This is a genomic window from uncultured Paraglaciecola sp. (genome assembly GCF_943787955.1).
In the GTDB taxonomy this organism is placed as follows: domain Bacteria; phylum Pseudomonadota; class Gammaproteobacteria; order Enterobacterales; family Alteromonadaceae; genus Paraglaciecola.
The window spans coordinates 36,589-61,930 of sequence record NZ_CALSOK010000018.1 but is presented as its reverse complement, the minus strand read 5'-3'; the positions used below and the strand labels follow the sequence as shown (position 1 = coordinate 61,930).

21 protein-coding genes and 1 other annotated feature are annotated in these 25,342 nt (G+C 40.3%); of the genes, 3 read left to right on the top strand and 18 right to left on the bottom strand.

Going from position 1 to position 25,342, the window contains the following annotated elements; genetic code table 11:
• Positions 1-225: 225 nt before the first annotated feature.
• Genes Q0Y52_RS16335 through Q0Y52_RS16320 form a run of 4 tightly spaced genes read right to left on the bottom strand, consistent with a single transcriptional unit; the run spans position 226 to position 4,603 of the window.
• Positions 226-2,037, bottom strand: a complete 1,812-nt coding sequence (locus tag Q0Y52_RS16335) for an efflux RND transporter permease subunit (protein WP_297823476.1) — start codon at positions 2,035-2,037, stop codon at positions 226-228.
• Complete coding sequence (locus Q0Y52_RS16330) at positions 2,012-3,259, bottom strand: efflux RND transporter permease subunit (RefSeq protein ID WP_297823474.1); 1,248 nt, start codon at positions 3,257-3,259, stop codon at positions 2,012-2,014. The genes Q0Y52_RS16335 and Q0Y52_RS16330 overlap by 26 nt, the downstream gene beginning before the upstream one ends.
• 4 nt (positions 3,260-3,263) lie before the next feature.
• On the bottom strand, positions 3,264-4,010 hold the full coding sequence (locus tag Q0Y52_RS16325) for an efflux RND transporter periplasmic adaptor subunit (RefSeq protein ID WP_297823472.1): 747 nt from the start codon (positions 4,008-4,010) through the stop codon (positions 3,264-3,266).
• Positions 4,007-4,603, bottom strand: a complete 597-nt coding sequence (locus Q0Y52_RS16320) for a TetR/AcrR family transcriptional regulator (RefSeq protein WP_297823470.1) — start codon at positions 4,601-4,603, stop codon at positions 4,007-4,009. The genes Q0Y52_RS16325 and Q0Y52_RS16320 overlap by 4 nt, the downstream gene beginning before the upstream one ends.
• 459 nt (positions 4,604-5,062) lie before the next feature.
• Between Q0Y52_RS16320 and Q0Y52_RS16315 the strand changes: the two genes are divergently transcribed.
• A complete protein-coding gene (locus tag Q0Y52_RS16315; protein ID WP_297823468.1) occupies positions 5,063-5,239 on the top strand; it encodes a hypothetical protein in 177 nt (58 codons plus the stop codon).
• 137 nt (positions 5,240-5,376) lie between these two features.
• Here Q0Y52_RS16315 and Q0Y52_RS16310 read toward each other — a convergent pair whose 3' ends face one another.
• Positions 5,377-7,830, bottom strand: coding sequence for a CHRD domain-containing protein (locus Q0Y52_RS16310; protein ID WP_297823466.1), 2,454 nt, complete (start codon positions 7,828-7,830; stop codon positions 5,377-5,379).
• Between the two features lie 304 nt (positions 7,831-8,134).
• Here Q0Y52_RS16310 and Q0Y52_RS16305 point away from each other — a divergent pair.
• Positions 8,135-9,258 (top strand): IS3 family transposase gene (locus Q0Y52_RS16305; protein WP_297820814.1). Its coding sequence is split into 2 segments (ribosomal slippage): positions 8,135-8,366 and positions 8,366-9,258, totalling 1,125 coding nucleotides; the frame shifts between segments, so codons are not numbered across the junction.
• A 94-nt stretch (positions 9,259-9,352) separates the two neighbouring features.
• Here Q0Y52_RS16305 and hisIE read toward each other — a convergent pair.
• Genes hisIE through hisG form a run of 9 tightly spaced genes read right to left on the bottom strand, consistent with a single transcriptional unit; the run spans position 9,353 to position 17,599 of the window.
• Positions 9,353-9,973, bottom strand: coding sequence for a bifunctional phosphoribosyl-AMP cyclohydrolase/phosphoribosyl-ATP diphosphatase HisIE (gene hisIE / locus Q0Y52_RS16300; RefSeq protein WP_297823464.1), 621 nt, complete (start codon positions 9,971-9,973; stop codon positions 9,353-9,355).
• Position 9,974: 1 nt separating this feature from the next.
• Positions 9,975-10,748, bottom strand: coding sequence for an imidazole glycerol phosphate synthase subunit HisF (hisF, locus tag Q0Y52_RS16295; protein ID WP_297823462.1), 774 nt, complete (start codon positions 10,746-10,748; stop codon positions 9,975-9,977).
• Positions 10,749-10,756: 8 nt separating this feature from the next.
• Positions 10,757-11,755, bottom strand: a complete 999-nt coding sequence (locus tag Q0Y52_RS16290) for a branched-chain amino acid aminotransferase (RefSeq protein WP_297823460.1) — start codon at positions 11,753-11,755, stop codon at positions 10,757-10,759.
• Between the two features lie 50 nt (positions 11,756-11,805).
• Positions 11,806-12,549, bottom strand: coding sequence for a 1-(5-phosphoribosyl)-5-[(5-phosphoribosylamino)methylideneamino]imidazole-4-carboxamide isomerase (gene hisA, locus Q0Y52_RS16285; RefSeq protein WP_297823458.1), 744 nt, complete (start codon positions 12,547-12,549; stop codon positions 11,806-11,808).
• Between the two features lie 36 nt (positions 12,550-12,585).
• Positions 12,586-13,191, bottom strand: a complete 606-nt coding sequence (gene hisH / locus Q0Y52_RS16280; RefSeq protein ID WP_297823456.1) for an imidazole glycerol phosphate synthase subunit HisH — start codon at positions 13,189-13,191, stop codon at positions 12,586-12,588.
• Positions 13,192-13,193: 2 nt separating this feature from the next.
• Entirely contained in the window at positions 13,194-14,264 is a 1,071-nt protein-coding gene (gene hisB / locus Q0Y52_RS16275; RefSeq protein ID WP_297823454.1) for a bifunctional histidinol-phosphatase/imidazoleglycerol-phosphate dehydratase HisB, read from the bottom strand.
• Positions 14,261-15,358, bottom strand: a complete 1,098-nt coding sequence (gene hisC, locus Q0Y52_RS16270) for a histidinol-phosphate transaminase (RefSeq protein ID WP_297823451.1) — start codon at positions 15,356-15,358, stop codon at positions 14,261-14,263. Before hisC ends, hisB begins: the two co-directional genes overlap by 4 nt.
• Before the next feature lie 2 nt (positions 15,359-15,360).
• Complete coding sequence (hisD, locus tag Q0Y52_RS16265; RefSeq protein ID WP_297823449.1) at positions 15,361-16,665, bottom strand: histidinol dehydrogenase; 1,305 nt, start codon at positions 16,663-16,665, stop codon at positions 15,361-15,363.
• 34 nt (positions 16,666-16,699) lie between these two features.
• Entirely contained in the window at positions 16,700-17,599 is a 900-nt protein-coding gene (gene hisG / locus Q0Y52_RS16260) for an ATP phosphoribosyltransferase (protein WP_297823447.1), read from the bottom strand.
• 69 nt (positions 17,600-17,668) lie between these two features.
• Positions 17,669-17,778: a sequence feature (His leader region), on the bottom strand.
• Between the two features lie 235 nt (positions 17,779-18,013).
• On the opposite strand from hisG, the gene Q0Y52_RS16255 reads away from it, so the two are divergent.
• Complete coding sequence (locus Q0Y52_RS16255) at positions 18,014-18,292, top strand: hypothetical protein (RefSeq protein WP_297823445.1); 279 nt, start codon at positions 18,014-18,016, stop codon at positions 18,290-18,292.
• A gap of 57 nt (positions 18,293-18,349) precedes the next feature.
• On the opposite strand, the gene Q0Y52_RS16250 is transcribed toward Q0Y52_RS16255, so the two are convergent.
• From Q0Y52_RS16250 to Q0Y52_RS16235, 4 genes are all read right to left on the bottom strand, one after another.
• Positions 18,350-18,898, bottom strand: coding sequence for a cupin domain-containing protein (locus Q0Y52_RS16250; protein WP_297823444.1), 549 nt, complete (start codon positions 18,896-18,898; stop codon positions 18,350-18,352).
• 526 nt (positions 18,899-19,424) lie between these two features.
• On the bottom strand, positions 19,425-21,422 hold the full coding sequence (locus Q0Y52_RS16245) for an ATP-binding protein (RefSeq protein WP_297823442.1): 1,998 nt from the start codon (positions 21,420-21,422) through the stop codon (positions 19,425-19,427).
• 1,192 nt (positions 21,423-22,614) lie between these two features.
• On the bottom strand, positions 22,615-23,454 hold the full coding sequence (locus tag Q0Y52_RS16240) for an MBL fold metallo-hydrolase (RefSeq protein ID WP_297823440.1): 840 nt from the start codon (positions 23,452-23,454) through the stop codon (positions 22,615-22,617).
• Positions 23,455-23,594: 140 nt separating this feature from the next.
• Positions 23,595-25,310: a proline--tRNA ligase gene (locus Q0Y52_RS16235; RefSeq protein ID WP_297823438.1), complete on the bottom strand. Its 1,716-nt coding sequence runs from the start codon at positions 25,308-25,310 to the stop codon at positions 23,595-23,597.
• Between the last annotated feature and the right edge of the window lie 32 nt (positions 25,311-25,342).

Sequence of the window (25,342 nt, the reverse complement as noted above, 5' to 3'; positions counted from 1 at the left end):
TAAAATTAGCAAGTCAGGCATGTTAATGGATCTAGTGGGTAACCGCTCGAAAAAACAGCGAGTTTTGTTATTTTTCTTATTGGGCTAGAAAACCTCAAATGCAGGCTTACGTTTAAAATATCTAACAGTTAAACATCAGTCCACTCAGTCAGTTCAAAACCAATGACAGCACCTACTGCTAATAGATATACTGGCCTATTAGCAGAAAAGGGAGGGTGAGGTGAGTTAAATCTTTCCAACTTCGTACCATTCTCTAAGCCAGCTATCTACGGGATAAAGAATCTTATAAAAGGCTGGCACTACCAATAATGCTAAAATGGTAGAACTAATTAATCCCCCTATAACAGATAACGCCATAGGTGAATTCATCTCGTGGCCAGCACCACTGCCAAAAGCTAAAGGTAGCATGGCGCCTACCATGGCAAATGTGGTCATCAATATGGGACGTAATCGCTTTTCGCCAGCATGGATCAGTGCTTCATCAACAGATTCGCCCTGTTTTATAGCCCTGTTGGCAAAATCTACCACCAATATGGCATTCTTACCTACCATTCCTAATAATAAAATGATGCCAATCATGACAAACAATGAAAAGTTATTACCACTAAGACCTAATGCCGTTATCACGCCTGTAAACGCTAATGGCATAGTGACCATGATAATAATGGGTTGAATAAGTGACTCATATAATGCTGCCAGTATTAGGTAGATAAGTATCACCGCAAGGCCAACCGCGGTACTAAATGACACTACCGTTTTTTGCATTTGTTCAACATCACCGGCAAAAGTATAGTGGTAACCTTCGGGTAATACTTGGGCTATATTCGCATCTACCTGGTTGACGATTGAGCTCAAAGATACATTGGATACGTTACTGGTGATCAATACTTTTCGTTCGCGATCAAACCTGTTTATAGTCGCTATTGAACTGCTTTGTTCAAAACGAATTAAACCATCTAAAAAGACATATTCACCATTATTTGCACGGATCTGTAATTTTTTAAGGTTATCTATATTCGCGCGGCTCTCATCATCAAATCTTAAGGTGATGTCGTATTCTCTGCCTTTTTGTTCAAAATTACTGATTTTACTGTCACTAGAGTAATTTGAATTTAACAAGGCTGCAATTTGCATCGCAGTAATGCCTAGCCTCGCTGTATTATGTCTAATGACAGATATGCTGATTTCAGGCTTTCCATCTTGGTAATCACTGTCAATATCCACGGCCCCTTCAAAATCCCCTAACATCTGGGAGACTTGTTGAGATATTTCGCTAAGCTTTTCTAAACTGTCACCCGTGATAACAATCTGTAACGGGGCATTACTGCTACCAGTATTAATGAGCGGGATTTTTTCAACAGCTAACGTCATAGATTGTATTGATTTAAACTCTTCGCGGTAATTGACTATGATGTCTGCCTGACCCAGTCCTCGTTGTTCAATAGGTTTTAATTTTATATAAACCAAGGCTTTGTGTGACTCCTTGGCTGTTGTATGGCCAATGCTAAGAGCATAATAATCAACCATATTATCTTTTTTGATGACATCCATAATGGGTTTTATTCTGTTTTTCATTTCGGTAATAGATGTACCTACCTCGGCTTTGACCGTGATTTGAAATTCGCTATTGTCTTCTGCAGGGACAAAATCCATACCTACATTTGTGAATATTTTGCTGGATAAAATAAGGAGTCCAAAGGTGGCTAATACTGTAATATATTTAAACCTGATCAGGGGCTTCAGAATTTTAACATAAGCATTATCCAACGCTTGAAACATGGGCTCTGTTTTGGCGTGAAATTTAGTTTCTTTGTGTCTTAATACACGGGCGCCAATGGTGGGAATAAACATAATAGCCACAAAATAAGACAGTACGATACCGGAAGCCACCGTCATGGCAAAAGCATTAAAAAACTTGCCTATCAGTCCCCCCATAAAAGCAACCGGTATGAAAACAGCCAATAACATTGCCGATATTGCTAGCAGGGAAAAAGCAATTTCGTGTACACCTTCATAAGTGGCTTGATAAGCTTCCATGCCAGATTCCATTTTTTTTACTGATGTTTTCAACCACTACAATGGCATCGTCTATGAAAATGCCAATGGCTAAGGTGAGGCCAATTAAGGTTAATTTATTCAGGTCATAACCCATATAATCAATGATCGCGAAAGTACCGATGATAGAAGTTGGGATGGCCAGTGCAGAGACAATTGTGGCGGTAAAATTTCGTAAAAATATGAAAACAATGATAATAGCTAATATGGCGCCAAAGACTAAATCAAATTTCACTTGGTCGACACTGTGCATGATTTTATCTGACTGATCTTTGATTAAGCTTATTTGGTAATTATCCCCGGCTAGAGCTTTTAAATCGGGTAACAATTGCTTGGTTTCATCAATGATATCAATGACATTAGTACCTGAAATTTTCATAATATTCAGCATCACGCCCACTTGTCCGTTGTAAGACGAGTAACTTGCTACATCACTTAATCCATCAAAGACTTTTGCTACATCTTTTAAACGTAAGCCTGGTTTTATTGCTATATTGCCCAATGATTCGATGTCTTTGGCATCACCTTGAAATTTAATAATCAATTCTTGTTTATCGTTAATACTTTTGCCAGAACTGGATTTGAAATTTTCATTGCCAATTATATTTTGCAACTCAATCGCTGATAAATTGTATTTATTGAGCAGATAGGGGTCAACTAAGATACGAATTTCTCGATCTTGATAGCCATCAATATCAACGACACCCACATTGGAGATACGTTGAAGCTTTGGTTTTATTTTCTCATCAATAAGCTGCATCAAAGCAGGCATATCACCCGTTTCGCTGACCACAAATACACTGATAGCCTGGCCTGCAGTACTGATTTTCTGCACCCGTGGCGCCAGTGCATTATCGGGCAATATTACACCACCGATTTTATCTCGCACATCGTTAGCCGCTTCGTTAATGTCCATTTCTAAATCAAATATGACAGTGACATAACTCAAGCCTTCGTAACTCGTTGAGTTCAACTTATCGATGCCGTTGATACCCGAAACAGCTTCTTCAATTTTATCAGTAATTTTAGATTCAACTGTTTTAGCATCTGCACCCGGGTAAACCGTTTGGATGGTGACTATTGGGAAATCTACATTAGGGAAAAGTGCCAAAGGCATTGAGGTGTATGACTTAATGCCAAATATTATTAACGCCATGACGGCCATTAGGATGGTGATGGGACGATTGATTGCAAATTTATACATAAGGCTATTCTTGACTTTCTTTGGCTAAATGATGTCTATCATCCGATGTAATTATTTTACCTTCACCAAACAGTCCTACCTTTAAATCCTTGGCAATAACCTGTAAGGAAATTTTTCTATTATTACTGTTTGCTTCTGGATAGATCCTATAAATTTCGCCTTGGTATTGTTGGTCATCACCATCGACTCTATATAAAAAGGGATCGCCAATACTGATATCGCTGTTGTATTTTTGGTCCATCTGAACGATCAATATTCGGGCATGTTCACTTTGAATATTAAATGCAGTTTTTATCATCTGTCCACTAACTACATCTCCTATTTCAATCATTCTTTTGGTAATGACACCATCAAAGGGTGCTCTTAAAATTGTTTTTGCAAAGTGCGTCTTTTCTATTTCAATTTTGGCTTTTATGGCCTCGTAGGCCATGGCATATTTGTCTAGCATAGATTTATCAATCAACTTTTTCTGGTATAAATCCTTGTGCCTTTCGTAGTCTAAACTTGCATACTTTAATGTCACTTTAGACGCATTGTTTGTGGCAATCAGGTCGTCACTGGCTAATGTGGCCAGAATCTCACCCTTTTTAACTACACTCATAATGTCAACATGCAGTTCTTTTATGATACCGGTGGAATTGAACGCTAATTTGGCCCCCTGTTTTGCATAGACTGTAAATGTTGCATATATTTCTTTTGCTTGTGCGTTTGTAAAGCAAAGCACTAGGACTAACACTATAATTTTTTTCATTTTTTTATCTCTATCAAATCGAATAGCGTGTCTATAAAATCTTTAAATTCTTTTTTTAAGTCCCTGCCTTCTGCCCAAGCAATCACCATATACCCCCTTTCTGCACGCATTATTCCATCAATTAGGTTTCTAGAAACTTCGTTGATTTCGCCTTTATTGATCCCTTCTTCAATAATGTCTTCTAAGGTATTTCTGATAAAGTTTGAACATTCTCTGTTGAACTCGATCATTGGGCTGCATTTTGAAGACAAGGTTACGCTTAAATATTCTCTAAAAACGTCGAGGTGTTTTTCATAAGGCATATATTCAGATAAAAAAACATCAAATAGATATAAAACTTTTTGCTTAGTCGAAGTCTTCTTGTCGCTTTGATTCAGCAAGTTATGGTGATGTTTTTCAATAAAATTTCGAATTATTTCAAAAACAATTTCTTCTTTGTTGCTGAAATAATCATAGATGGTTCCTTTTCCAATTCCTGCGGTTTTAGCAATCTCAGTGATAGTTAAATTTTTCATTCCCTTTTCTAATAAAAGCTCAGTACAAGCAATCGCTATGTCCCTTCTCTTCTTATCTTTATCTACTTTAATTGCCATTTGATCCACAAAGTGTAAGTTGCCTATGAATGACCGACAGTCGGTCATTCATTAATTCGTGTTCATCATAATTTATACCTGTTAAAAAATATATGGTTATTTAATCGATTCTTAACACAATTTAGGCAAAAAAAGTGTGGACGACGCAGCTAAGCTTTCGACGAGACTGACTGGCCAGAAACAGAGTTGACTGAACGTGTAGCTAAGCTTGTTTTGGTAGATTCAAGTGGCTACCCATTTGAATCCCTTTCTGTGCCTATTGGGTTTCGGCTCTCTCAATCACCTCTGCTCAAATATTTGCTTGGCAATATCATGCTCAGATCAGTAGTGAGAAGCAGTATTGAAAATGTATATGGTAATCCAAAAAAAGGTACCGAAAATTTAGTTGACCGATATTTTGGGCTGAACATCAGATAGGGCAACCGAGAAGCACTCGGAAAGCGTTTTATTGATACAAAAGTGGGTCAACTTGCAGACTGGATAGGTGAGTTGACCCATCCTGCTTTCATCATGTGGGGTGAGCAAGACAGCTTAATACCTATCAGTGTTGGTCAACGTTTTTATCGAGAAATAGCTCATAACGAATTTATATCCTTCAGTGGTTTAGTACATGTTCCCCACGAAGAGGCTCCCTAAAGTGACAGTTGATGCTGCAGAGAGGTTTTTGCATAGCGACTAAACGTCATTCGTTTAGATAATAAAAAAATTTTACTTCTAGAAAAAAAAACGGGCGACTTAGCCCGTTTTTGTTGGTTTATATTTGACTGTTGTCACTAAAAACCTAGGATGATTTGTCCACGAATTTCACCATTTGGATTCTCGGCCGTATGAAAATTAGTGTATAGAGCTTCAGCTTGCATTAAGTCTACTTGTGCCATGTTCAACACTGTACCCGCTGTCACAATGAATCCACCATTTCCTATATCGTTTAGCGCTAGCACTACACCACCATTTACATCCACTTCACCCGCATGAATGTGTGCCATAGTCGGACTTATATCAAATACGTTAATTGTGCCGATGATTAACCCCGTTGTAGTGTTTAATGTAATAGCGCCAGTTCCGCTTGCATCTGTCATCACCGCGGGTACTTCTTGATCACCTGTTGGTGCTACGCCATATACTTCTATGTTTGCGGCGGTAATTTGCCCTCTTAATTCACCGCTAGGATTAGCAGGCGTATGCACATTGACGTAATGCCCTCCTGACAATAATAAGTCTGCGGTGGCTTGATCTAAATTTACTTCCCCCCCTGATGTCCATAAATTTACGTCAGATGTATCTTGGGCCAATGCGACTAATACACCACCATTCACACCCGCATACCCGGTATGGATGTGAGCCATAGTGGCATCTGCAACATCTGTGGTGGCGAGAGCTAAAGTGACACCGTTATCCGTGGTATCAAAAAGTGCATAACCGCCACCCATGCCACTACTCATTACTTGTGGGATCTCTTGTAAACCACTTAGCGGAAAGGTCACGACGACAGTAGTATCTGGGACAATTTGTCCACGTACTTCGCCGCTTGGATTATTTGGCGTATGAACATTCAAATACCAATCACCACTAAGTAAGTCGTTTAATAAGCCTGCTGTAATCCCAGTTTGCTCTAGTGCAAAAGTACCATTACCCATATCGGTTAATCCAAATGCAACACCGCCATTCGTACCAATGTCACCATCATGCACGTGTGCTGCACTAGCATCAGTAACCATGCTGGCATCTAAAGTGATTTTAAATGCGGGCAATGACTCATCTATCTCAACTTTTGCAGTAGCTAAAGACATGGTATCAACCATAGGGACTTCTTGCTCTCCCTGTAGTATGATATTGAAGGTTGTTGAAGCAGTAAAACTAGGTGCTAGATCATCAGCCGTGATTAATGTAGGACCGTCATCTGCAATAAGGCCATCAATAGCAATAGCTGTATATACCTTGTTGACTTCTAAGCTCAAAGTGCCAGTTTCTATCGCCGCATCTTTTGAACCTGCGCCGGTTACGGTGACGACATAATCACCCGCTGCTAATTCAACATAACCTGTCTCGGACAATATAGGTGTGGTAAAAGGCACGCCTGGAAAAGTTGGGTTCACTGCGCTTATGTTACCGTCTACCGTTACATAAATGTCCACTGTGCTAGCGTCTGGCGATGCATGAAATATTCTTACTTTCGCAGCAGTAGCGATTGGACGGGGTACATCTACAACCAGATCAAGGCCAATGCTTGCTAAATCACTGTTAGCAAAAGCTGTATAAAACATACCACTTTCAACACTGATGGCTGCATCGTCGATGGCTACGGTGTCTTCAGCCCCATCTACAGCAATATCAATAGTGTAGTCTCCTGCGTCAACTGCTACATAAGCAGTCACGTATGGATAACTGATACCATCGAATAACGTCAAGGCATTGTTAGCAATTACGTCAACAGCGGGGGCGTCAGATACAGCATGCACAACACGCACATTTGCTTTTGAATTTACGTCCCAAATTTTAAATGATGAGGTGCCGTCTGCAACAAGCAAGGTAACAGGAGAGCTGCCTGTACCAGTATTTTGCGTTGCAACTACTAATAAATCTGCGTCTGCAGGCAAAGCAATTGTGCCAGAATCAAACACAACTGTTTTTGATCCCGCGGGTGCGATCCTGATTTGATAATCACCACCAGCGACTTCTACTTGGCCAGTGCTATCTTTAAATGATGCAGTGGCTAGTGGTTGTTCTGCTTCTATGTCTGCATCTGGCGCAGTGACATAAATGTCTACCATTGGAGCTGCTGCAGCTGCGTGAACTATCTGCACACGCACATTTCCTGCAGTGATGCTAGACCTATCGGTTGATACAACTAATGGTTCAATTGTCCCATCAGTAGTAGAGCCTACTGCCAATACGTTATAGGATTTCTCGCCTTCAAGAGCAAGTGATGCAGTGATGACATCCGCGGTGCCACCAGGGACATTTGCTTCAACTCGCACTGCATAAGTCCCTTCGTCAACGGTGATCCAACCAGAGGAGACTTGATAATCAACGTTTTCTAGGCCAGCGAGCACAGCTGCGCCTGCGTATATGTTTACTGTTGGTGCGTCGGGTACACCATGAATAATTCGAAGATCAGAAGTGAGGGTTGGAGTTTCGTCGATAATAACAACATCATCGTCACCGCCGCATGCTGCTAGCACTGTTGTGAATACCGAAACCGTTAGAAGCTTTTTAAAAATATTCATATACGTACCTTATGATTGTGTATAAGTTTTTATTCGTCGTTTAAATTTACGCCTTTAAAAATATGTTAGATCAATGTTAAGTTTTTAAAATTTAGAATTTAACGTTTATTTATTTGCAGGTTATTGATTGTTATAAAGTTATTTTTTTAACGAATTCAATTAAAATCTTGACATCAGGATGTAAAAGAGGAAGCAGCTTGGTCTTGTTTTTGGGAGTAACTATTTTGCGAGTTATATATAAATGATCTTCCCCTAAATTTGTAGACATTTTTTACTTAGAAAGCGAAGTAAGGTAAAAAGTGTTATGAATAAAAAATATCCTGATGAATTTAAGCAAGAAGCCGTTCGACAAGTGTTGGAAAAAGGCTTCTCGGTACCCAGTGTTGCTAAGCGCTTAGGTATTTCCGATAAATCTTTGTATTACTGGGTCAGTAAAGCGAAAAAACCGCCCCAACAATCTGCTGAGAATGAGGAAATACGGAAGCTCAAAGCTGATTTGAAGCGCGTCACAGAAGAAAGAAACATCCTAAAGGAAGCCGCCGTGTACTTTGCAAGCGAGTCAAAGAAAAGTACACGTTCATAAAATCACGGCTCCAAATCTATCGCGTAAGCACCATGTGCAGAGTGCTGAACGTTCACCGCAGCGGTTTTTACGCGTGGTTAAAAGAACCGCAGTCTAAGGCCGAAAAAGACAACATACGATTGCTTGAGCAGATTAAAGCCAGTTATGTGCAAAGTGGTGGAGTTTACGGCAGTCCACGTATCACGCATGAATTGCGACGTTCAGGTGAAGCTTGTGGTGAAAACCGCGTAGCGAAGTTAATGAAACAAGCTAAATTGAGAGCCAATATTGGCTACAAGCGGCGGTACTTTAAATCAGCTATACCATCGGTCATTGCTGATAATCACCTCCAACAGCAGTTTGTTGTATGTGAGCCTGATGAAGCGTGGGTTTCGGACATCACCTATATAAAAACGTACGAAGGTTGGCTCTACTTAGCCGTGGTGGTGGACTTGTTTTCTCGAAAAGTGATTGGCTGGTCGATGCAATCAACGATGACGTCTGACATTGTCATAAAAGCGATGATAATGGCTATTTGGAGACGACCTAAAGCAACAGGTGTTGTAGTGCATACTGATCAGGGTAGTCAATACGCTAGCGGTGATTACAGGGACTTCTTAACTGCACATAATATGCAACCTAGTATGAGTCGTCGCGGTCATTGTTTAGATAATGCTGTTGCGGAAAGCTTTTTCCATTCACTTAAAACCGAGAGAGTGAAGCGAAAAGTGTACGCAACACGAAGTGATGCAAGAGCAGATTTGTTTGATTATATAGAAATGTTCTATAATCCAACACGACTGCACAGCCACCTTGGTTATGTGTCCCCCGATGAATATGAAAACACATATTCAAAGGCAAGCTGAATGTCTACTAAACTGGGGGAAGATCAAAATTTGTTTCGACATACATTCCTATTCCTTCATATTGCATGAAGGAATAGATAATAACCTTAGACAACTATTTTAAATGACGTTGTTTTAATACTTCGATCACATCAGATAAACTCAAGTCGCTCGCTTGTAGTAATACAATTAAATGATACAACAAATCTGCAGACTCATTTTTTAACTCTTCTACGTCTTTTACCGTAGCGGCAAGTGCTGTTTCAACGCCTTCTTCACCGACTTTTTGCGCGATACGTTTGATACCTTTGCTGTATAAGTGAGCGGTGTAACTAGAGTCAGGATCGGCTCCTTTTCGTGAGGCAATCACATCCTCCAATTCAGCAATAAAGCTGATGTTAGCTGATTGACTATCGTCCCAGCAAGTTTCTGTGCCTTTGTGGCATGTAGGTCCGATTGGATTAACCAAAGCAAGTAAAGAATCATCGTCACAGTCGCTGGTGATTTCAACTAGACCTAAATTATTTCCAGACTCTTCACCTTTAGTCCATAAACGTTGTTTTGAACGACTAAAGAAGGTTACCAAGTTTGTTTCTAAGGTTTTATCCAATGCCTCTTGGTTCATAAAGCCCTGCATCAACACTTTACCACTGACTGCGTTTTGCACGGTGCAAGGGATCAAATTATCCATTTTATCCCAAGCCAGTTTCGCCACATTTTCTTTTGTAATAATCATTTTAATCTCTAATAGCTATGTTTTGCATACGTAAATAGGCTTTTAATACTGGTATAGGAATAATGCCCTTGTGAAATATTGATGCGGCTAATGCGCCATCAACATCTGCTTGTTCAAAAACGTTTTTAAAATGCACGCTTTGACCTGCTCCTCCTGAGGCGATCAAGGGTACACCACAGTTTTTTCGAATAGCCGCCAGTTGTTTGATATCGTAACCTTCACGTACACCATCTTGGTTCATGCAATTAAGTACAATTTCACCAGCACCACGTTGTTGTACTTCTTTAACCCAATCAGCGGTTTCCCAAGCCGTGACTTGGGTGCGAGTTTCATCGCCTGTGTATTGATGAACTTGATATTTAGCCGTTTCTTCATTGAAAAAACTGTCGATACCCACCACCACACATTGTTGGCCAAAGGTATCGTGAAGGCGGGTGATCAATTCAGGATCAGCCAAAGCGGGTGAGTTAACAGATATTTTGTCAGCACCCATTTCTAATATTTTACCCGCTTCTTCAATCGTTTTAATGCCGCCTGCGACACAAAACGGGATATCAATGACCTGTGCAATGCGGGTTACCCAACTTTTATCCACAACGCGCTTATCGCTGGATGCAGTGATGTCGTAAAACACTAATTCATCAGCACCTTGTTGAGCATACTGCTGAGCTAAGGGCACTATGTCGCCGATGATTTCGTGATTACGAAACTTCACTCCCTTGACGACTTTGCTATCTTTGACATCTAAGCAGGGGATAATGCGTCTAGCTAACATAAAAAACCTTATTTAACTTGTGTTAACCAATGGTGCTTGTCTGGCGCTTTGCCCCATTGAATATCGTTTAGTGCTTGGCGTAATTTTTTGGTGGTTGGGCCGTGTTCGCCTACTCCCACTGTGTGCTCTTTACCATTATGGATTAGAGTGCCTACTGATGTCAGAACGGCAGCTGTGCCTGATAAGGCAGCTTCAACATGAGGTTTAGCAGCTCTTTTTAATAATTCTTCAACAGTTAATCGGGTTTCAGTGACTTTCATGCCCATATCTGCCGCTAAGGTTAAAATCGAGTTGCGGGTAACACCATGTAAAAAAGTTGGATCTAATGCTTTGGTGATAATTTCGTCGCCATCAATTAATAAGAAGTTAGCTGCGCCTGTTTCCTGCACGTCACCATTTGGGCAGAACAATATTTGATCAGCCTGTACATCGTGTTTTGCAGCTAAAATTGGACCTAGTGCACTGGCATAATTGCCACCACTTTTGATCATTCCCATATGTGGGGCACAGCGCAAACCTGTTTCGTCAAGTAACACCCTAAGCGGCTTTGAGCCGCCGGCAAAGTAGTCACCTACAGGTGAAATCAGCACATATAACATAGAACTAGCACTTGGTGCAGCGGCTTTACCTATCGCCGCTTCAGTGCCTATATGTGTAGGACGAATATACATCGACCCAGGTGGCTCTGGAATATCGGCACTGTATTGTGCCGTTATGTCTAAAATCATCTTAGATACTTGGTTTTGGTCAATTTCTGGTAACGACAACAATTGGCTGCTTTGTGCAAAACGGGCAAGGTTTTGATCCATACGGAACACATGGACACTGCCGTCGGCATGTTTGAAGGCTTTTAGTCCTTCAAAGCAGGTGCTGGAGTAATGCAACACATGGGCGCCGGGATGTAATTGAATGCTGTCAGATGCAACAATTGCTGCTTCATTCCATTGATTATTTTCAAAGGTAGTGAATGCCATATGTGGCATAAACACTGTACCAAAAGCTGCCATGATAATTTCCTAATTTGTTATTTTAAGTCTGTTGCCAACATGTGGTGCTGTTAATCTTGTGCCGAGTTCCAACATTCAATTGCTTGTTCTACTGTGAATTTACCTTCCAAGAGAGCACGACCTAAAATGACACCACTTACCTTGGTAGGTTTAAGCACTGCGATGTCGGTCAGGTTACCAATACCACCAGACGCTTGCCAACCTACACTCGAAAATTGTTTTGTCATTTCAGTGTAAAGTTGATGATTAGCACCTTGTAAAGTACCGTCACGGCTGATGTCAGTGCAAAGCACATGCTTCGCGCCCACAGATAAGAAGTTTTCAAGTAAAGCTTCAATCGACACGCCAGAGTTTTCTTGCCAGCCATGGGTGGCGATAAATTTGTTACCTGAGTCGTCAATGTTGATGTCCAGCGCGAGCACTATGGCCTCTGCGCCATATTTTGTGATCCAACCTTTAACCAGCTCAGGCTCTTTGACTGCCAATGAGCCAATGACCACACGTTTAACGCCTATATCTAGAAGTTGTTTCACATCAGCTTCGCTGCGAATACCGCCACCTACTTGAAAGTGCATGCGACCAGTGGCAACCATCTTACCAATGAGTTCGAGTTGACGCTTACTGGTATTTTTGGCACCGGTTAAGTCAACAATATGTAACCACTTTGCCCCTTGGTCCGCATAACTATGCACGACATCGATAGGGTCGAGTTTGTATTCGGTTTTCTGTTCATAGTCGCCTTGGTATAAACGCACTACTGAACCTTCTATTAAATCTATCGCTGGGATGATCATATTTTGCCTATTAATCCTTTCTTAAGACTCAGTCTTTTATAAATCGATAAAGTTTTTCAAAAGGTGTGCACCTGCGTCACTCGAACGCTCAGGATGAAATTGCACACCAAAAAAGTTGTCTTTGTGAATAGCTGCAGAAAAGTCCATGCCGTATTGGCAACTGGCCATTGTAAATTCTGAAACTGCCACAGCAAAACTGTGAACAAAATAAAAGTAACTACCCGCATTGATGCCTTTAAATAATCGCGCATCGGCATCGGGCGTCACGGTATTCCAACCCATATGAGGTAAACGTAAATCGCCTACTTGCAATCGTTTTACTTGTCCGGGAATAAGACCTAAACAAGGCGTGTTATTGCTAAGGCTTTCTTCTGACTTTTCAACCATCAACTGCATACCTAAGCATATGCCTAAAACTGGTTGAGTCAGTTCTTGAATACAGCTGATTAATTGTTTTTTCTCAATGCTGGCCATGGCTGCATTCGCACTACCTACACCGGGTAAAAATACTTTGTCGGCTGTTTGAATGATATGTATGTCGTCACTCACTGTGACGTGTGAACCTAAACGTTCAACAGCAAATTTTACCGATGAAATATTCGCGCAGCCAGTATTAACAATAACAATTTGTTGCGATGCCATGTTTACAAGGCACCTTTAGTACTTGGTAACGTTTCACCTTGTTTGTGAATAGCTTGTCGTAATGCGCGGCCAAATACTTTAAACAAACTTTCAACTTGATGGTGAGCATTGCCCTCTGTAGTCGAAAGGTGCAGTGATAAACCCATAGCCTGAGCAATAGAGTAAAAAAAGTGTGGCACCATTTCGGTAGCCATATCGCCTACTTGGTCGCGGCTAAAAGGAGCATCAAATTTTAAATGCGGTCGGTTAGATATATCTAAAATACATTCGGCGCGACATTCATCCATAGGTAATGCAAAACCAAAACGGCCAATACCGCGTTTGTCACCTAGTGCATTTTTAAGTGCTTCGCCAAGTGCAAGGGCGGTGTCTTCTACGCTGTGGTGGTCGTCTATATGTAAATCGCCATCTACCGTTAGTGTTAATTCAAAACCTGCATGAGTGGCAACTTGATCAAGCATATGGTCAAAGAACCCAAGGCCTGTTTGAATTGTCGATTTCGCACTTGAGTCTAAATTTACTGTGACATTGATATTGGTTTCAGAGGTTTTGCGTACTACGTGGGCTACACGTGAAGACGCCAATAACTGTTTTTCAATCCCTTGCCAGTTGTTATTTTCGCGATTGTACTTGATACCTACAATCCCCATGTTTTCAGCTAGCTGGATATCAGTATCGCGATCACCAATCACAAATGAACGGGTAAAATCAATTTTACCTTGTTGCAAATAGTCTTTCACTAAACCTAGTTTAGGCTTTCGGCAAGCGCAGTTGTCATTATCGAAGTGTGGACAAATTAATACATCGTCAAACGTCACGCCTTGGCTAGTAAAAATGTCCATCATCTTGGTGTGGGCTAAGTCAAAATTGGCTTGAGGGAAACTCTCTGTTCCCAATCCATCTTGGTTTGACACCATCACTAAACGAAAACCATTTTGCTGTAGCTTGAGCAACACAGGTAAAACATGTGGTTCGAAGACTAATTTTTCTAAACTATCAAGTTGTTTGTCGATGACTGGCTCTTCAACCAAGGTACCATCGCGATCAATGAAAAGAAGGGGTTGCTGGCTCATGCTGATTTTTCCTGCTGTGTAAAAAAGCTTGCCATTAACGCTAGCAATTTTTCGTTTTGTTGTTGAGTACCAAGCGTAATACGCAGGCAATTAACTAAGTTTACTTGTTTAGACTGGTCACGTATAAGTACTGAGTTGGCCACCAAATAGTCCATTAACCCTTGTTTTTGGGGATGGCGGAACAATATAAAATTAGCTTTATCATCACCGACTAATTCGAGCTCAGGGAATTGACTCAACCGTTGTTTGACTAATTGACTTTGCTGTTGCAAATATTCTACTTGCTCAGTCATTTGCTTGAGCCCTTTTGGACTGAGTGCTTGGGCTGCAATTTGTGCGACCGGCTCTGGCATAGGGTAGGGTGCAATCACCTTCATGATGCTGTAAATAATGTCATTGTTGGCTAAGGTAAAGCCACAGCGTAACCCTGCTAATGCAAACGCTTTGGATAAGGTACGCAACACGACTAAATTTGGATATGTTGCTAATTCAGTGGCCCATGTATTGTTGGCATCAAATTCAAAATAAGCTTCGTCAACCACGACTAAGGCTGAGTCAGCGAAGTGCTCTAATACTTGTTTAAGTTGCGCCTTGCCAATCGATGTACCTGTTGGATTATTGGGTGAACAAATAAACACTAAGTTCACTTTACCTTTGTAAGCACTAATGGCAGAAACATCTAAAGAAAAATCTGCATTCAAAGGCGCTCTCTCGACACCTATATTGCATGTTTCAGCGCTGATGGCGTACATACCATAAGTCGGTGGGCAAATTAAAATACTGTCTTTGCCCGGTGAACAAAATGTACGGATAAGTAACTCAATGCCTTCGTCGGCCCCACGACTCACCAATAACTGGTTGGCTTGTACACCTGCATATTCTGCGTAAGGCAATAACACGCGTTGTGGTTGGCAATCTGGATAACGATTAAAATGCTCAGTGTCGATGTCGAAATCATTAGCAAAAGGTGACTCATTTGCGTTCAGCCAAGTTTCGCTGTCGCTATCACCACCCGCAAAAATTCGTCTAGCTGATTCATAAGGTTTTAAGGCCTTTATATTTTCGCACATTAGCTTATTGACTAATTCGCTCATGGTTATTTACTTTCCAAGTATTCAGCATCTAATCTCAGCTTTACTGCCTGCCTGTGGGCATCTAACCCTTCAGCATCAGCTAAATCCATAATCGCATTGCCGATATTTTGTAAGCCATGGTAACTTAGTTCTTGTACCGTATAACGGCGCATAAAGTCAGCTAAGCCTAAGCTTGAATAATTGCGTGCATAACCATATGTTGGTAATACATGATTAGTACCACTGGCATAATCGCCAGCTGATTCAGGTGACCATTGACCCACAAAGATTGAACCAGCATTAGTCAGTTTATCTAAGCTGTCACGGGCATTTTCTATTTGTATAATGAGGTGTTCAGGCGCATAAGCATTGCTGACTTCAAATGCTTGCTCCAAGGTTTCTGTCAGAATATAGCGACTATGTTTAACCGCTTGCTCGGCAATCGTTTTACGATTTAATGTTGTCAACTGCAAGGTTACTTGTTGTTTAACCGCTGCGATTAAATCAGCACTGTTGGACACTAGTACCGCTTGAGAGTCAGTGCCATGCTCGGCTTGAGACAATAAGTCAGCTGCAACAAATACAGGGTTTGCTTGCTTATCAGCAATCACTAATACCTCAGATGGACCCGCGGGCATATCTATTGCCGGGCCTGCTGGAATAAGGCTGACCTGTTGTTTGGCTTCGGTGACATAACTATTACCTGGGCCAAAAATCTTATCCACCTTAATAATACTTTCAGTGCCCAGTGCTAAAGCTGCAATAGCTTGTGCTCCACCGACTAAATATATTTCGTCGATATCACACAGACTGGCCGCATAACGAATTTCAACAGCTATTTGACCGTATTTATTAGGAGGTGTGCAAAGTACTTTTCTAGCACAGCCGGCCACCTGAGCCGTGGCGCCTAACATTAAAACCGTTGAAGGTAGTGGTGCTGTTCCGCCTGGAATATATAAGCCAACTGACGCTAAAGGCGCATGTTTAAGTTCACAAACCACGCCGGGGGTGGTTTCAACAACAACATCATCGGGGTACTGAGCTTGATGAAATGCTTTGATGTTTGCATAGGCTTGGTCAATTGCCCATTTTACTTCTGGTTTAATTTGGCTGGCGAAGCTGCTGAGTGTCTCATCATTAAAACGTACATTGTCTAATTTTGTGCCGTCAAAACGCTCGGTAAAGGCCAACAAAGCTTTATCGCCATGTTGTTTAACTTGCTCAATAATGTCTGTTACCGTATCACCCAAAGCTTGGCTATTGGCAAGCGCGGGTCTGCTGAGTAATTTAGCTTGTTCAGTTGGGTTAAGTTGTGCCCATATTTGCATGTCTATTTAGCCTTTTAGCTGTTTTCGCTTTACCTTAGGACATCATCTTTTCAATCGGCATCACCAAGATCGAACTACAACCCAATGCTTTGAGTTTTTCCATGGTTTCCCAAAATAGGGTTTCAGGGCTGACTACGTGGACAGCGACAATGTCATCATTACCTGCAAGAGGCAGCACCGTTGGATTTTCAGAGCCGGGAAGTAAGCTTTTTACTTGTGCTAAATATGCCTTAGGCGCATGTAGCATAATGTATTTGCTCTCCTTGGCCTGAGTAATACCATCCATACGCGGCAGTATTTTGCTGATCAGTGCTTGTTTAGCCTCCGGCATTTCGCCGCCACGCTGGATGAATACCGCTTTAGATGTAAATATTTCATCGGCTTCTTGTAAACCATTGGCTTCAAGGGTGGCTCCAGTCGATACAAGGTCACAAATCGCATCTGCCAAACCAGCGCGTGGCGCTACTTCAACCGATCCTGTTAGCATGACTGTACTAGCATTAATGTTCTTTACTTTAAAAAAACGTTCTAATAAAAAAGGGTAAGTAGTGGCGACTTTTTTGCCCTGTAATGACTCTAGTCCTTGGTAATCCATTTCATTAGGCACGGCAATAGATAAGCGACAACCACCGTAATCTAACCGTCTAAGCTCAATGTATTCAGCTTTTTTGCCTGCTGCTTTACGTTCCAACATCTTTTCTTCTAATTCGTTTTGGCCAATAAAACCTAAATCTACTACACCGTCCATCACTAAACCTGGAATGTCATCGTCACGCACTAACAACAAATCAATAGGTTGGTTAGTAGAGTGAGCAATCAACAAACGGTCACGAATTTGCAATTTGATGCCAATCGCTTTTAATAAAGAAATGCTGTCGTCACTTAATCTTCCTGATTTCTGTACGGCAATACGTAATCTATTGTTATCAATCATGTTTATTTCATTCCTATTAAAAAATTATTACTTAACTTGCCGTTGGTCAGTGGCTACTCCAACCCAAAAGAAAAACCCCCGAAAGAGGCCTTCCGGGGGTTTAGAGTGTGTCTGCGCCGCTAGAAGGATTCAATAAACCTCCAAGCATATACCTGAAAGGCTAAGCTATATGATGATGTACGACTACTTTCAAGGTAATATTCATATATTGTGATTCTTTTTTGTCAGTACGCTTTAATGGCGCATACATTATGCAATCGGCCTGATTAATGCAAGAATATTTCGGGGGAAAGTTGTCGCTTGCTTACAATTAAATCAACTATGTTAGTTTACAATCCAGTGATTGAATGTTTTATATACAACGTTGTCGAAATAACTGGCCATTTACTATTTTTAATAAACTGAGGAGGAATAATGACTACCGACCTTTTATTTTCAATGCTACCCCGAGAGGGGAAAGTGCCTATTGCCCATGATAGCCAAAAAGTAGCAAAAATTGATAAGCAAGAACCGTTACGTGATTTAAGCGACGAGGAAAAGGAATTAAAAGGTGAGGAAAGGGAGGCGAGGGAAAAAAATCAACAGCGTAATAAAAATGAGAAAAACTCAGAGCACGAATGTCCCAACGAAAAAGTTGTCAAAATTAAACAGAAGAAACCCAAAGGTCCCAAACATTTGGATATTTATGTTTAAGAACAAAAAGAAGACTTTATTTTTAAGTGCCTTAATCAACGAATACGCAACAGTTTTTTAGCTGGGGTCTAAAAACGGCAGTTTTTTATTTGCTAGTCGCTCAATGACGACTTTATGCTGCGGGAACTGATTGAGTAATTCGTCTCTACTTACGTCTATCATGTCTTCTATTTCCCATCCGGGTGCAACCGCTTCACTTACTAAACCATACGATCCTGAGGTGAGTTCCGCCGCTTTATACGTGCCACCGGGTAAGGCAAGCTGCAACTGCTGACCATTGAATATGTCGGGTCCTAGCACGGCTTTTTCATAATGTCCGTTTGGATAAATCATGTGATACGTGATTGGGGCACCCATATGGTAAAACTCAATGCCATCTGAATACTTAGTATGGAAATGATCAATATTATTGTCGTCGGTCAACATGTAATAAATAGCCGTCATGATGGTACGATCCCCCCGTGCAGTGTTGATTTGGTCCCTGTGTTCGGCTTTAAATGTTTGACGAAAGTATCCCCCTTCGAAGTGATGTTCTAAATTTAGTTGTGATATGAGCTGCTCTTTAGTCAATTTATTGCTGAGGTTGGGAGCGCTTTTGTTATTCATGTTGTTGTAATCCTAGTGGGCATTTTTATTTTTTTATGGGGCTGGGCAACATTCATCAACATATTTGTAATCAAAAGGCCCGTTAATTGTTGCATGTAGTGAGGAGCGTTATTCAGATCTATTTTCAATATATCGTGCACTTCTATAAAATACCAAGCGGTCTATCGTAGTTTGTTGGTATCACACATAAAAGCGAAATTATTTAAAGACATTCGTATCAATTACATTAGGGAGGCATTGTTAATAACTATTTTAAGCTAGAGTTATTGGCCTTGAGACGCTGGAAAATAGCAAAACAACTTGTCAACTCTCAAAAAAGTTAACTAAGGTATTGAGGGTAAGTTGATCCTGGAATTAGTTTACTGAGGCAACTTGATAATCATCAAGGATAAACAACCAATCGAAGTAACATTATAGGTCAATAGCTAAATGGTAATTATCGATAACATGTTACCTAGAAACTTAATTAGTTTTTTTTCAAGTTGTATATCTCTGTTAGTTTAGAACACATAGAGACAATTACATTCTATAACTTGAGATGGCTTAGCCACCTTTGTAGTATCACCGAAAAATCACTCATATCAATCGGTTTGCTTAAATAATCATCCATCCCTGAAGCTAGATATTTTTCTCTGTCTCCCTCCATTGTATTAGCCGTTAACGCGACAATTGGCACATGGGTATCAAAATCGGTACTTGATTCAAAATTACGTATTTCTGACGTTGCTTCAATGCCTCCCATTTCAGGCATTTGAATATCCATAAATATCAGGTCTATTTTGTGTTTTCTAAATTGCTCTAATGCAAGTATACCGTTATTCACAATAATTGATTTGCAAGCAAATACATCTAATACCTCTTCAATAACAAGCTGATTAATTAAATTGTCTTCAGCAACCAATACACAGGCATTATATTTTTGTTCTTTATCTTCAGACACCTCTTCAGCGTCCGATTTTTGCTCTAATGACGTTTCATGGCTATCGAAATATGGCTGACCTTTGTTAGTCGATATTTGCAGAGGTAGGCGAAACCAGAATCGAGACCCTTTACCTTCCTCACTGTCAACCCCGATTTCTCCTCCCATCAATTCAACCAATTTCTGGGAGATAGTCAATCCTAACCCAGAACCGCCAAACCGACGTGTGGTAGAACTATCTGCTTGGGAAAAATTATCAAATATCGTTTTTTGTTTCGAAGGAGCAATACCAATACCCGTATCGCTTACCTCAACTAATAAGGTCACTATTGTGGTATTTTTATTCTCCACTAAAACATTTACATTGACCTTCCCCGAATGAGTAAATTTGATAGCATTACCGATCAAGTTTATCAATATTTGTCTAATTCGCCCCTCGTCTGCCTTAACACTAGAAGGTACGTCTTCAGCGATATGATAAGTTAATTTCAAGCCTTTTTTTTCTGCACTTTCTAATAATAAATTTTTGGATAAATACAAACAATTAGTGAAAGAAACATCGATTAACTCAATACTTAATGCCCCGGATTCGATTTTAGAAAAATCCAATATGTCATTAATAATTGCCAGTAACGAATGGGTGGACACATTAATTGTCTCTGCGAACTGGCGTTGTTTAGCGTTTAGAACGGTTCGAAGTAATAGCGTTGTCATGCCTAATACACCGTTCATCGGGGTACGTATTTCATGACTCATATTGGCTAGGAAATCTGATTTTAGCTTTGTTGCAGCTTCAGCCGTGTTCTTGGCTAATTTTAGCTCTTGCAGCGTAACGTCTAGTTTTTCATCACGACCTTGAATTTGTTCCAACATATTGTTGAAGCCATCGCTTAAAATACCCAACTCATTATTTGCAACCCTTTCAACACGGTGAGAGTAATCACCGCAAGTAGACACCTTTTTCATCGCTTCGGATAAACTATCTATTGGGTCACTGATTAATTTTTGTAAGTATTTTGACATGAAATAAATCAAGATGAATACAAGGAATAAAAATATTATTGCAATCCCACCCTTTTTTAAAACACTTTTATTCAATGGGGTTAAGTCTATTTGAATACTCATGACTCCCAGCACTTGGTCTTCGATAATAATTGGACTGCTTACAGCAAGATAGTCCTTTTGTAGTTCTTTAGTGGTTTGCTTATTTTCCACTATAGATTGAAACTTGCCGCTCATTACTATTTTATCTTGTTTGGTATTTGGCAATAGAGTGACGTTTTTATTAACGGTTGGGTTCGAATAATGGGCAAGTAACGTCATATCTTTGAGGTAAATTTGTGCTGAAATCACTTTAGGATCAACAGCCAAGGCCAATAGTAACGCCTGTGCGGCATCTTTATCGTTAAACATAACTGCAGCAGTACTATTAATGGAGAATACATTGACCAAGGTTGTACTGGACTCAAACAGCGATTCACGCTTTGATATATATTCACCTACCAAGAACGTAACTGAAGTAGCGAACAGCAGCATGGCACTGGTCAACAAGGATAAAGCAAGTATTTTTTGCTTTATGGGCAGATTTTTTAGGATGTCAATCACTATTGGACAGGCCTTTTGCTTTGTAAATATTGGTTGAATTTCATAATTTAAAACTTACTTTTATTTTATGTGGGCTCACCAACTCTAAATTAACATGTACATGTATTTTTGACTTCTCCCGACTTAGCTTAACCATTCCTCTTTTTCAAAAAAACTCTAACATCGCTGATATTTAATAATTTTTACTCCAAAATACTTTTTGACTACAGGTTCAAGTTTTTTCACTGCTTAAAAAATAAAATGTTGTATGTGATAAAGTTAAATCAATCTTTAAGGAATACATATTGGCGTCCGAATCCAGACGCTTTTTTTGAATTGACCAAGATTTGTAATGACTTCTCGACTGACCCTTCACCTAATAAACACTAGCTTAATGTGGATATGGAATCCAACTTTATCCATTTAATAAAATGGGAAAAACTGCTAAGTGCAGCTCCTATCCGATGCTCTTTATATTTACCTATGCTGGCATGAAATGCTCTGAATTTGAGTGCCAGAAATAGAATGGTGGTTAGACTATTTCTGGCAACCTTAAATAATTTACATACATCTTTTTTTGCTACAAAAATTAATTAAGACTGCCAATCTATAAATTTTAATAACTTCGATTGCGAACTTAAATTAATTCAAAATATAAAAAGCTAAATTATGTTTAGATTAATGCCCCCTTCTAACGGAAGATAATTTTATATGCTATTATCTACTTTACTGTATAAATCTAAACTCCATAGCAATATTTCATTGTCAACGGGATGCGATGAAAGTGTTTAGCTGTTTTTTTACGGTTCTTTGTGAGTCATATGCACGATTATTTCGTTTATGTATGTAAGACACTCAAAATTGAATTTTAGCGTGCTGGCAATAAATGATGTCTAGCAGACGAAGCGCAGGAGCGATGCCTTTGCAGAATCAATCCATGACATGAAACCGATTTTTGTTTTTTCAACACTCATTATCAGCACTTTTTTTGCCCTAGATGAATGCTCTGCATCAATGGCGAAAATGGTTGAATAAGCTATTACAGGGGGAACCTTTTAGGTTTATTTCACTTTCTGAGTGACAGTAGCCTATGGACAAAGGTAAACCTTAGTCGCAGGATTAAATTCGCAATGGAAAGGTATCGATGATGTGTGGCTCTCTCCATCGCCTGACAACGACGCATTTTGATTACCTTCTGATAAGACCTTGTTACTTATAATGTAATTGTTAAACCCTCCGCTGCGGCAAAAATTTCTAAGTCAGCGCCACATATTTTAATTATCTCTTGGCATTGACTCTCAATCTCGGCAATTTCATCATCTGTGCGAATGTGATCGTGACTATATAACGCCATACGTTTTGTTCGACTATCTATGGCCAGTTTTACTGCTTCTTCTGCTGCTGAATGACCCCAGCCTGACTTTGCTGGCATGTCTGCACTCATGTATTGTGCATCATGAATAATCAAATCTGAATCACGGCTAAACTCAACCCAGTCTAAAAAATCAGTGTTTTTATTGTACGGTGGATAAAGCTCGTTGTCAGTTATGTAGGCAACCTTTTTGCCATCGGCTTCTATGCAAAACGAGCTGCCGCTTCCAGGGTGGTTCATAGCTAACCGACTGATTTTAGCTTCACCAATTTTCCATTGTGGGACCTCTTTCGGCTGGGGTATAATCTGAATGTCTGATGGCAATTTTTTGTAATCTACAGGGAAGTAACTGCCACTCATTTGTTCTAGAATGGCGTGATCTGCGTCGACGGTTATCTGACCTGGTGTAATAAAGATCTTACGTTGGGGTTGATAAATGGGCGCAAAAAAAGGAAAACCTTGGATATGATCCCAGTGATTGTGGGTGAGTAATAAATGAATATCGTTATTTTGTTTAATCAGCTTTTGACCAAGATTTTTAATGCCTGTGCCTGCGTCTAAAATAATATCAGTGCCGTCGTCTAAACAAACATGCACACAAGCGGTATTACCGCCGTATTTGATAAAATCAGAGCCGGGAGCCGGGCAGGATCCTCGTACACCGAAGAAGGTCACTTGCATTAGATGAGCTCTTAATATGCTGCGAATATCTAAAGAATAGACCTTACCACTAAAAATAAACTAATTTAGTATAAAATTATTATCAGAGGTATGTACGAATATAAGTTTTTAAAATGTCGTTTTCCATGTTTATTAATAACTTATAAGTGCTCAATAAATTCGACTAATTGCTCAACTTCAATAAGCTTTTTCTCACCACTACGACGATTTTTCACTTCTACTTTATTTTCGTCAAGGTTACGTTCACCAATCACTATGGTGTGAGGTATACCAACAAGCTCCATATCATTGAACATGACGCCAGGGCGTTCTTTTCTGTCATCAAATAATACTTCAACACCGGCTTCAGTTAATTGTGTATACAAAGACTCGGCAGTATCTTTAATACGTTGTGACTTATGCATATTCATCGGAACAATAGCCACTCTAAAAGGTGTAATGGCGTCAGGCCAGATGATCCCATATTTATCATGATTTTGCTCTATTGCTGCAGCTACTATGCGTGATACACCTATGCCGTAACAACCCATGCTGAGTATTTTATGTTTGCCGTTTTCGTCCAGCACACCACAGTTCATCGCTTTAGAATATTTATTACCTAGCTGGAAAATGTGGCCTACTTCGATTCCCCGCTTTACCTCTAACGTGCCTTTTCCGTCAGGCGATGCATCACCTGCTATCACATTACGAATATCTGCAACTTCAAACTTAGCTGTGTCTTTTGTCCAGTTAACGCCTGTATAATGAAAGCCAGTCTCGTTAGCACCACAAACAAAGTCTGCTAAATGAGCGGCGCTGACATCCACTATCACTGGAATGTTGATGCTAACTGGTCCAAGTGAGCCGATGGTACAGTTTAGTGTATCTTCTATTTGTTGTTCACTTGCCATGGTAAGTGGAGCAAATATGCCTGATAGCTTTTCTGCTTTGACTTCGTTAAGTTGGTGATCACCACGCAACACTAGTGCCACTAGCCCTTGTTTGCCTTTTTCGTCTGGCTCAGCTAACACAATCAGTGTTTTAACCGATTGCTTAGCTGGCACATTTAAAAATACTGAAACAGCATCGATAGTCTTTTGTCCTGGAGTGGCAACTTTTTGTAAGTTTTGAATACCTTTTGGGCATTCACCCGTCGGCACTAAAGCACTAGCCATTTCAATGTTTGCAGCATAATCAGAGCCATTACTAAAAGCTATATCATCTTCGCCTGATCCTGCCAATACATGAAATTCATGAGACGCACTGCCCCCAATTGAACCATTGTCGGCGATTACCGCACGGTAATCTAATCCAATACGCTCAAAAATGTTGCAGTAGGCTTGATACATATTTTGATAGGTTGTTTCTAAGCAGCTCTGCTCAAGGTGAAATGAATAGGCGTCTTTCATGGTGAATTCTCGGCTACGCATAATGCCAAATCTTGGGCGAATTTCGTCTCTGAACTTCGTTTGCACTTGATACAGGTTAAGCGGCAATTGCTTGTAGCTGTTGACTTCGTTTTTGACTAATGAGGTAATCACTTCTTCATGAGTTGGTCCTAATACAAAGTCACGTGAGTGTCTGTCTTTTATTCGCAATAATTCAGGTCCGTACTCTTCCCAGCGGCCTGATTCTTGCCATAGATCAGCAGGTTGAACCACAGGCATTAATATTTCTATCGACCCCGCTTTGTTCATTTCATCACGCACTATATCGGCTACTTTATTGAGCACGCGTAAGCCTGAGGGTAACCAAGTATACAAGCCCGCAGCTAATTTTCTAACCATACCTGCACGTAACATTAACTGATGGCTAATGACTTCTGCGTCGGCTGGGGTTTCTTTTTGCGTGGATAATAAATATTGGCTAGTGCGCATGAACGATAAAGTCTCTGGTTTTGAAGTAAAAA

What these genes read in the sequence shown, in the direction of transcription:
- Q0Y52_RS16335 (WP_297823476.1), bottom strand. Translation starts at nt 2,037, where the DNA reads ATGGAAGCTTATCAAGCCACTTATGAAGGTGTACACGAAATTGCTTTT.
- Q0Y52_RS16330 (WP_297823474.1), bottom strand. Translation starts at nt 3,259, where the DNA reads ATGTATAAATTTGCAATCAATCGTCCCATCACCATCCTAATGGCCGTC.
- Q0Y52_RS16325 (WP_297823472.1), bottom strand. Translation starts at nt 4,010, where the DNA reads ATGAAAAAAATTATAGTGTTAGTCCTAGTGCTTTGCTTTACAAACGCA.
- Q0Y52_RS16320 (WP_297823470.1), bottom strand. Translation starts at nt 4,603, where the DNA reads ATGGCAATTAAAGTAGATAAAGATAAGAAGAGAAGGGACATAGCGATT.
- Q0Y52_RS16310 (WP_297823466.1), bottom strand. Translation starts at nt 7,830, where the DNA reads ATGAATATTTTTAAAAAGCTTCTAACGGTTTCGGTATTCACAACAGTG.
- hisIE (WP_297823464.1), bottom strand. Translation starts at nt 9,973, where the DNA reads ATGATTATTACAAAAGAAAATGTGGCGAAACTGGCTTGGGATAAAATG.
- hisF (WP_297823462.1), bottom strand. Translation starts at nt 10,748, where the DNA reads ATGTTAGCTAGACGCATTATCCCCTGCTTAGATGTCAAAGATAGCAAA.
- Q0Y52_RS16290 (WP_297823460.1), bottom strand. Translation starts at nt 11,755, where the DNA reads ATGGCAGCTTTTGGTACAGTGTTTATGCCACATATGGCATTCACTACC.
- hisA (WP_297823458.1), bottom strand. Translation starts at nt 12,549, where the DNA reads ATGATCATCCCAGCGATAGATTTAATAGAAGGTTCAGTAGTGCGTTTA.
- hisH (WP_297823456.1), bottom strand. Translation starts at nt 13,191, where the DNA reads ATGGCATCGCAACAAATTGTTATTGTTAATACTGGCTGCGCGAATATT.
- hisB (WP_297823454.1), bottom strand. Translation starts at nt 14,264, where the DNA reads ATGAGCCAGCAACCCCTTCTTTTCATTGATCGCGATGGTACCTTGGTT.
- hisC (WP_297823451.1), bottom strand. Translation starts at nt 15,358, where the DNA reads ATGAGCGAATTAGTCAATAAGCTAATGTGCGAAAATATAAAGGCCTTA.
- hisD (WP_297823449.1), bottom strand. Translation starts at nt 16,665, where the DNA reads ATGCAAATATGGGCACAACTTAACCCAACTGAACAAGCTAAATTACTC.
- hisG (WP_297823447.1), bottom strand. Translation starts at nt 17,599, where the DNA reads ATGATTGATAACAATAGATTACGTATTGCCGTACAGAAATCAGGAAGA.
- Q0Y52_RS16255 (WP_297823445.1), top strand. Translation starts at nt 18,014, where the DNA reads ATGACTACCGACCTTTTATTTTCAATGCTACCCCGAGAGGGGAAAGTG.
- Q0Y52_RS16250 (WP_297823444.1), bottom strand. Translation starts at nt 18,898, where the DNA reads ATGAATAACAAAAGCGCTCCCAACCTCAGCAATAAATTGACTAAAGAG.
- Q0Y52_RS16240 (WP_297823440.1), bottom strand. Translation starts at nt 23,454, where the DNA reads ATGCAAGTGACCTTCTTCGGTGTACGAGGATCCTGCCCGGCTCCCGGC.
- Q0Y52_RS16235 (WP_297823438.1), bottom strand. Translation starts at nt 25,310, where the DNA reads ATGCGCACTAGCCAATATTTATTATCCACGCAAAAAGAAACCCCAGCC.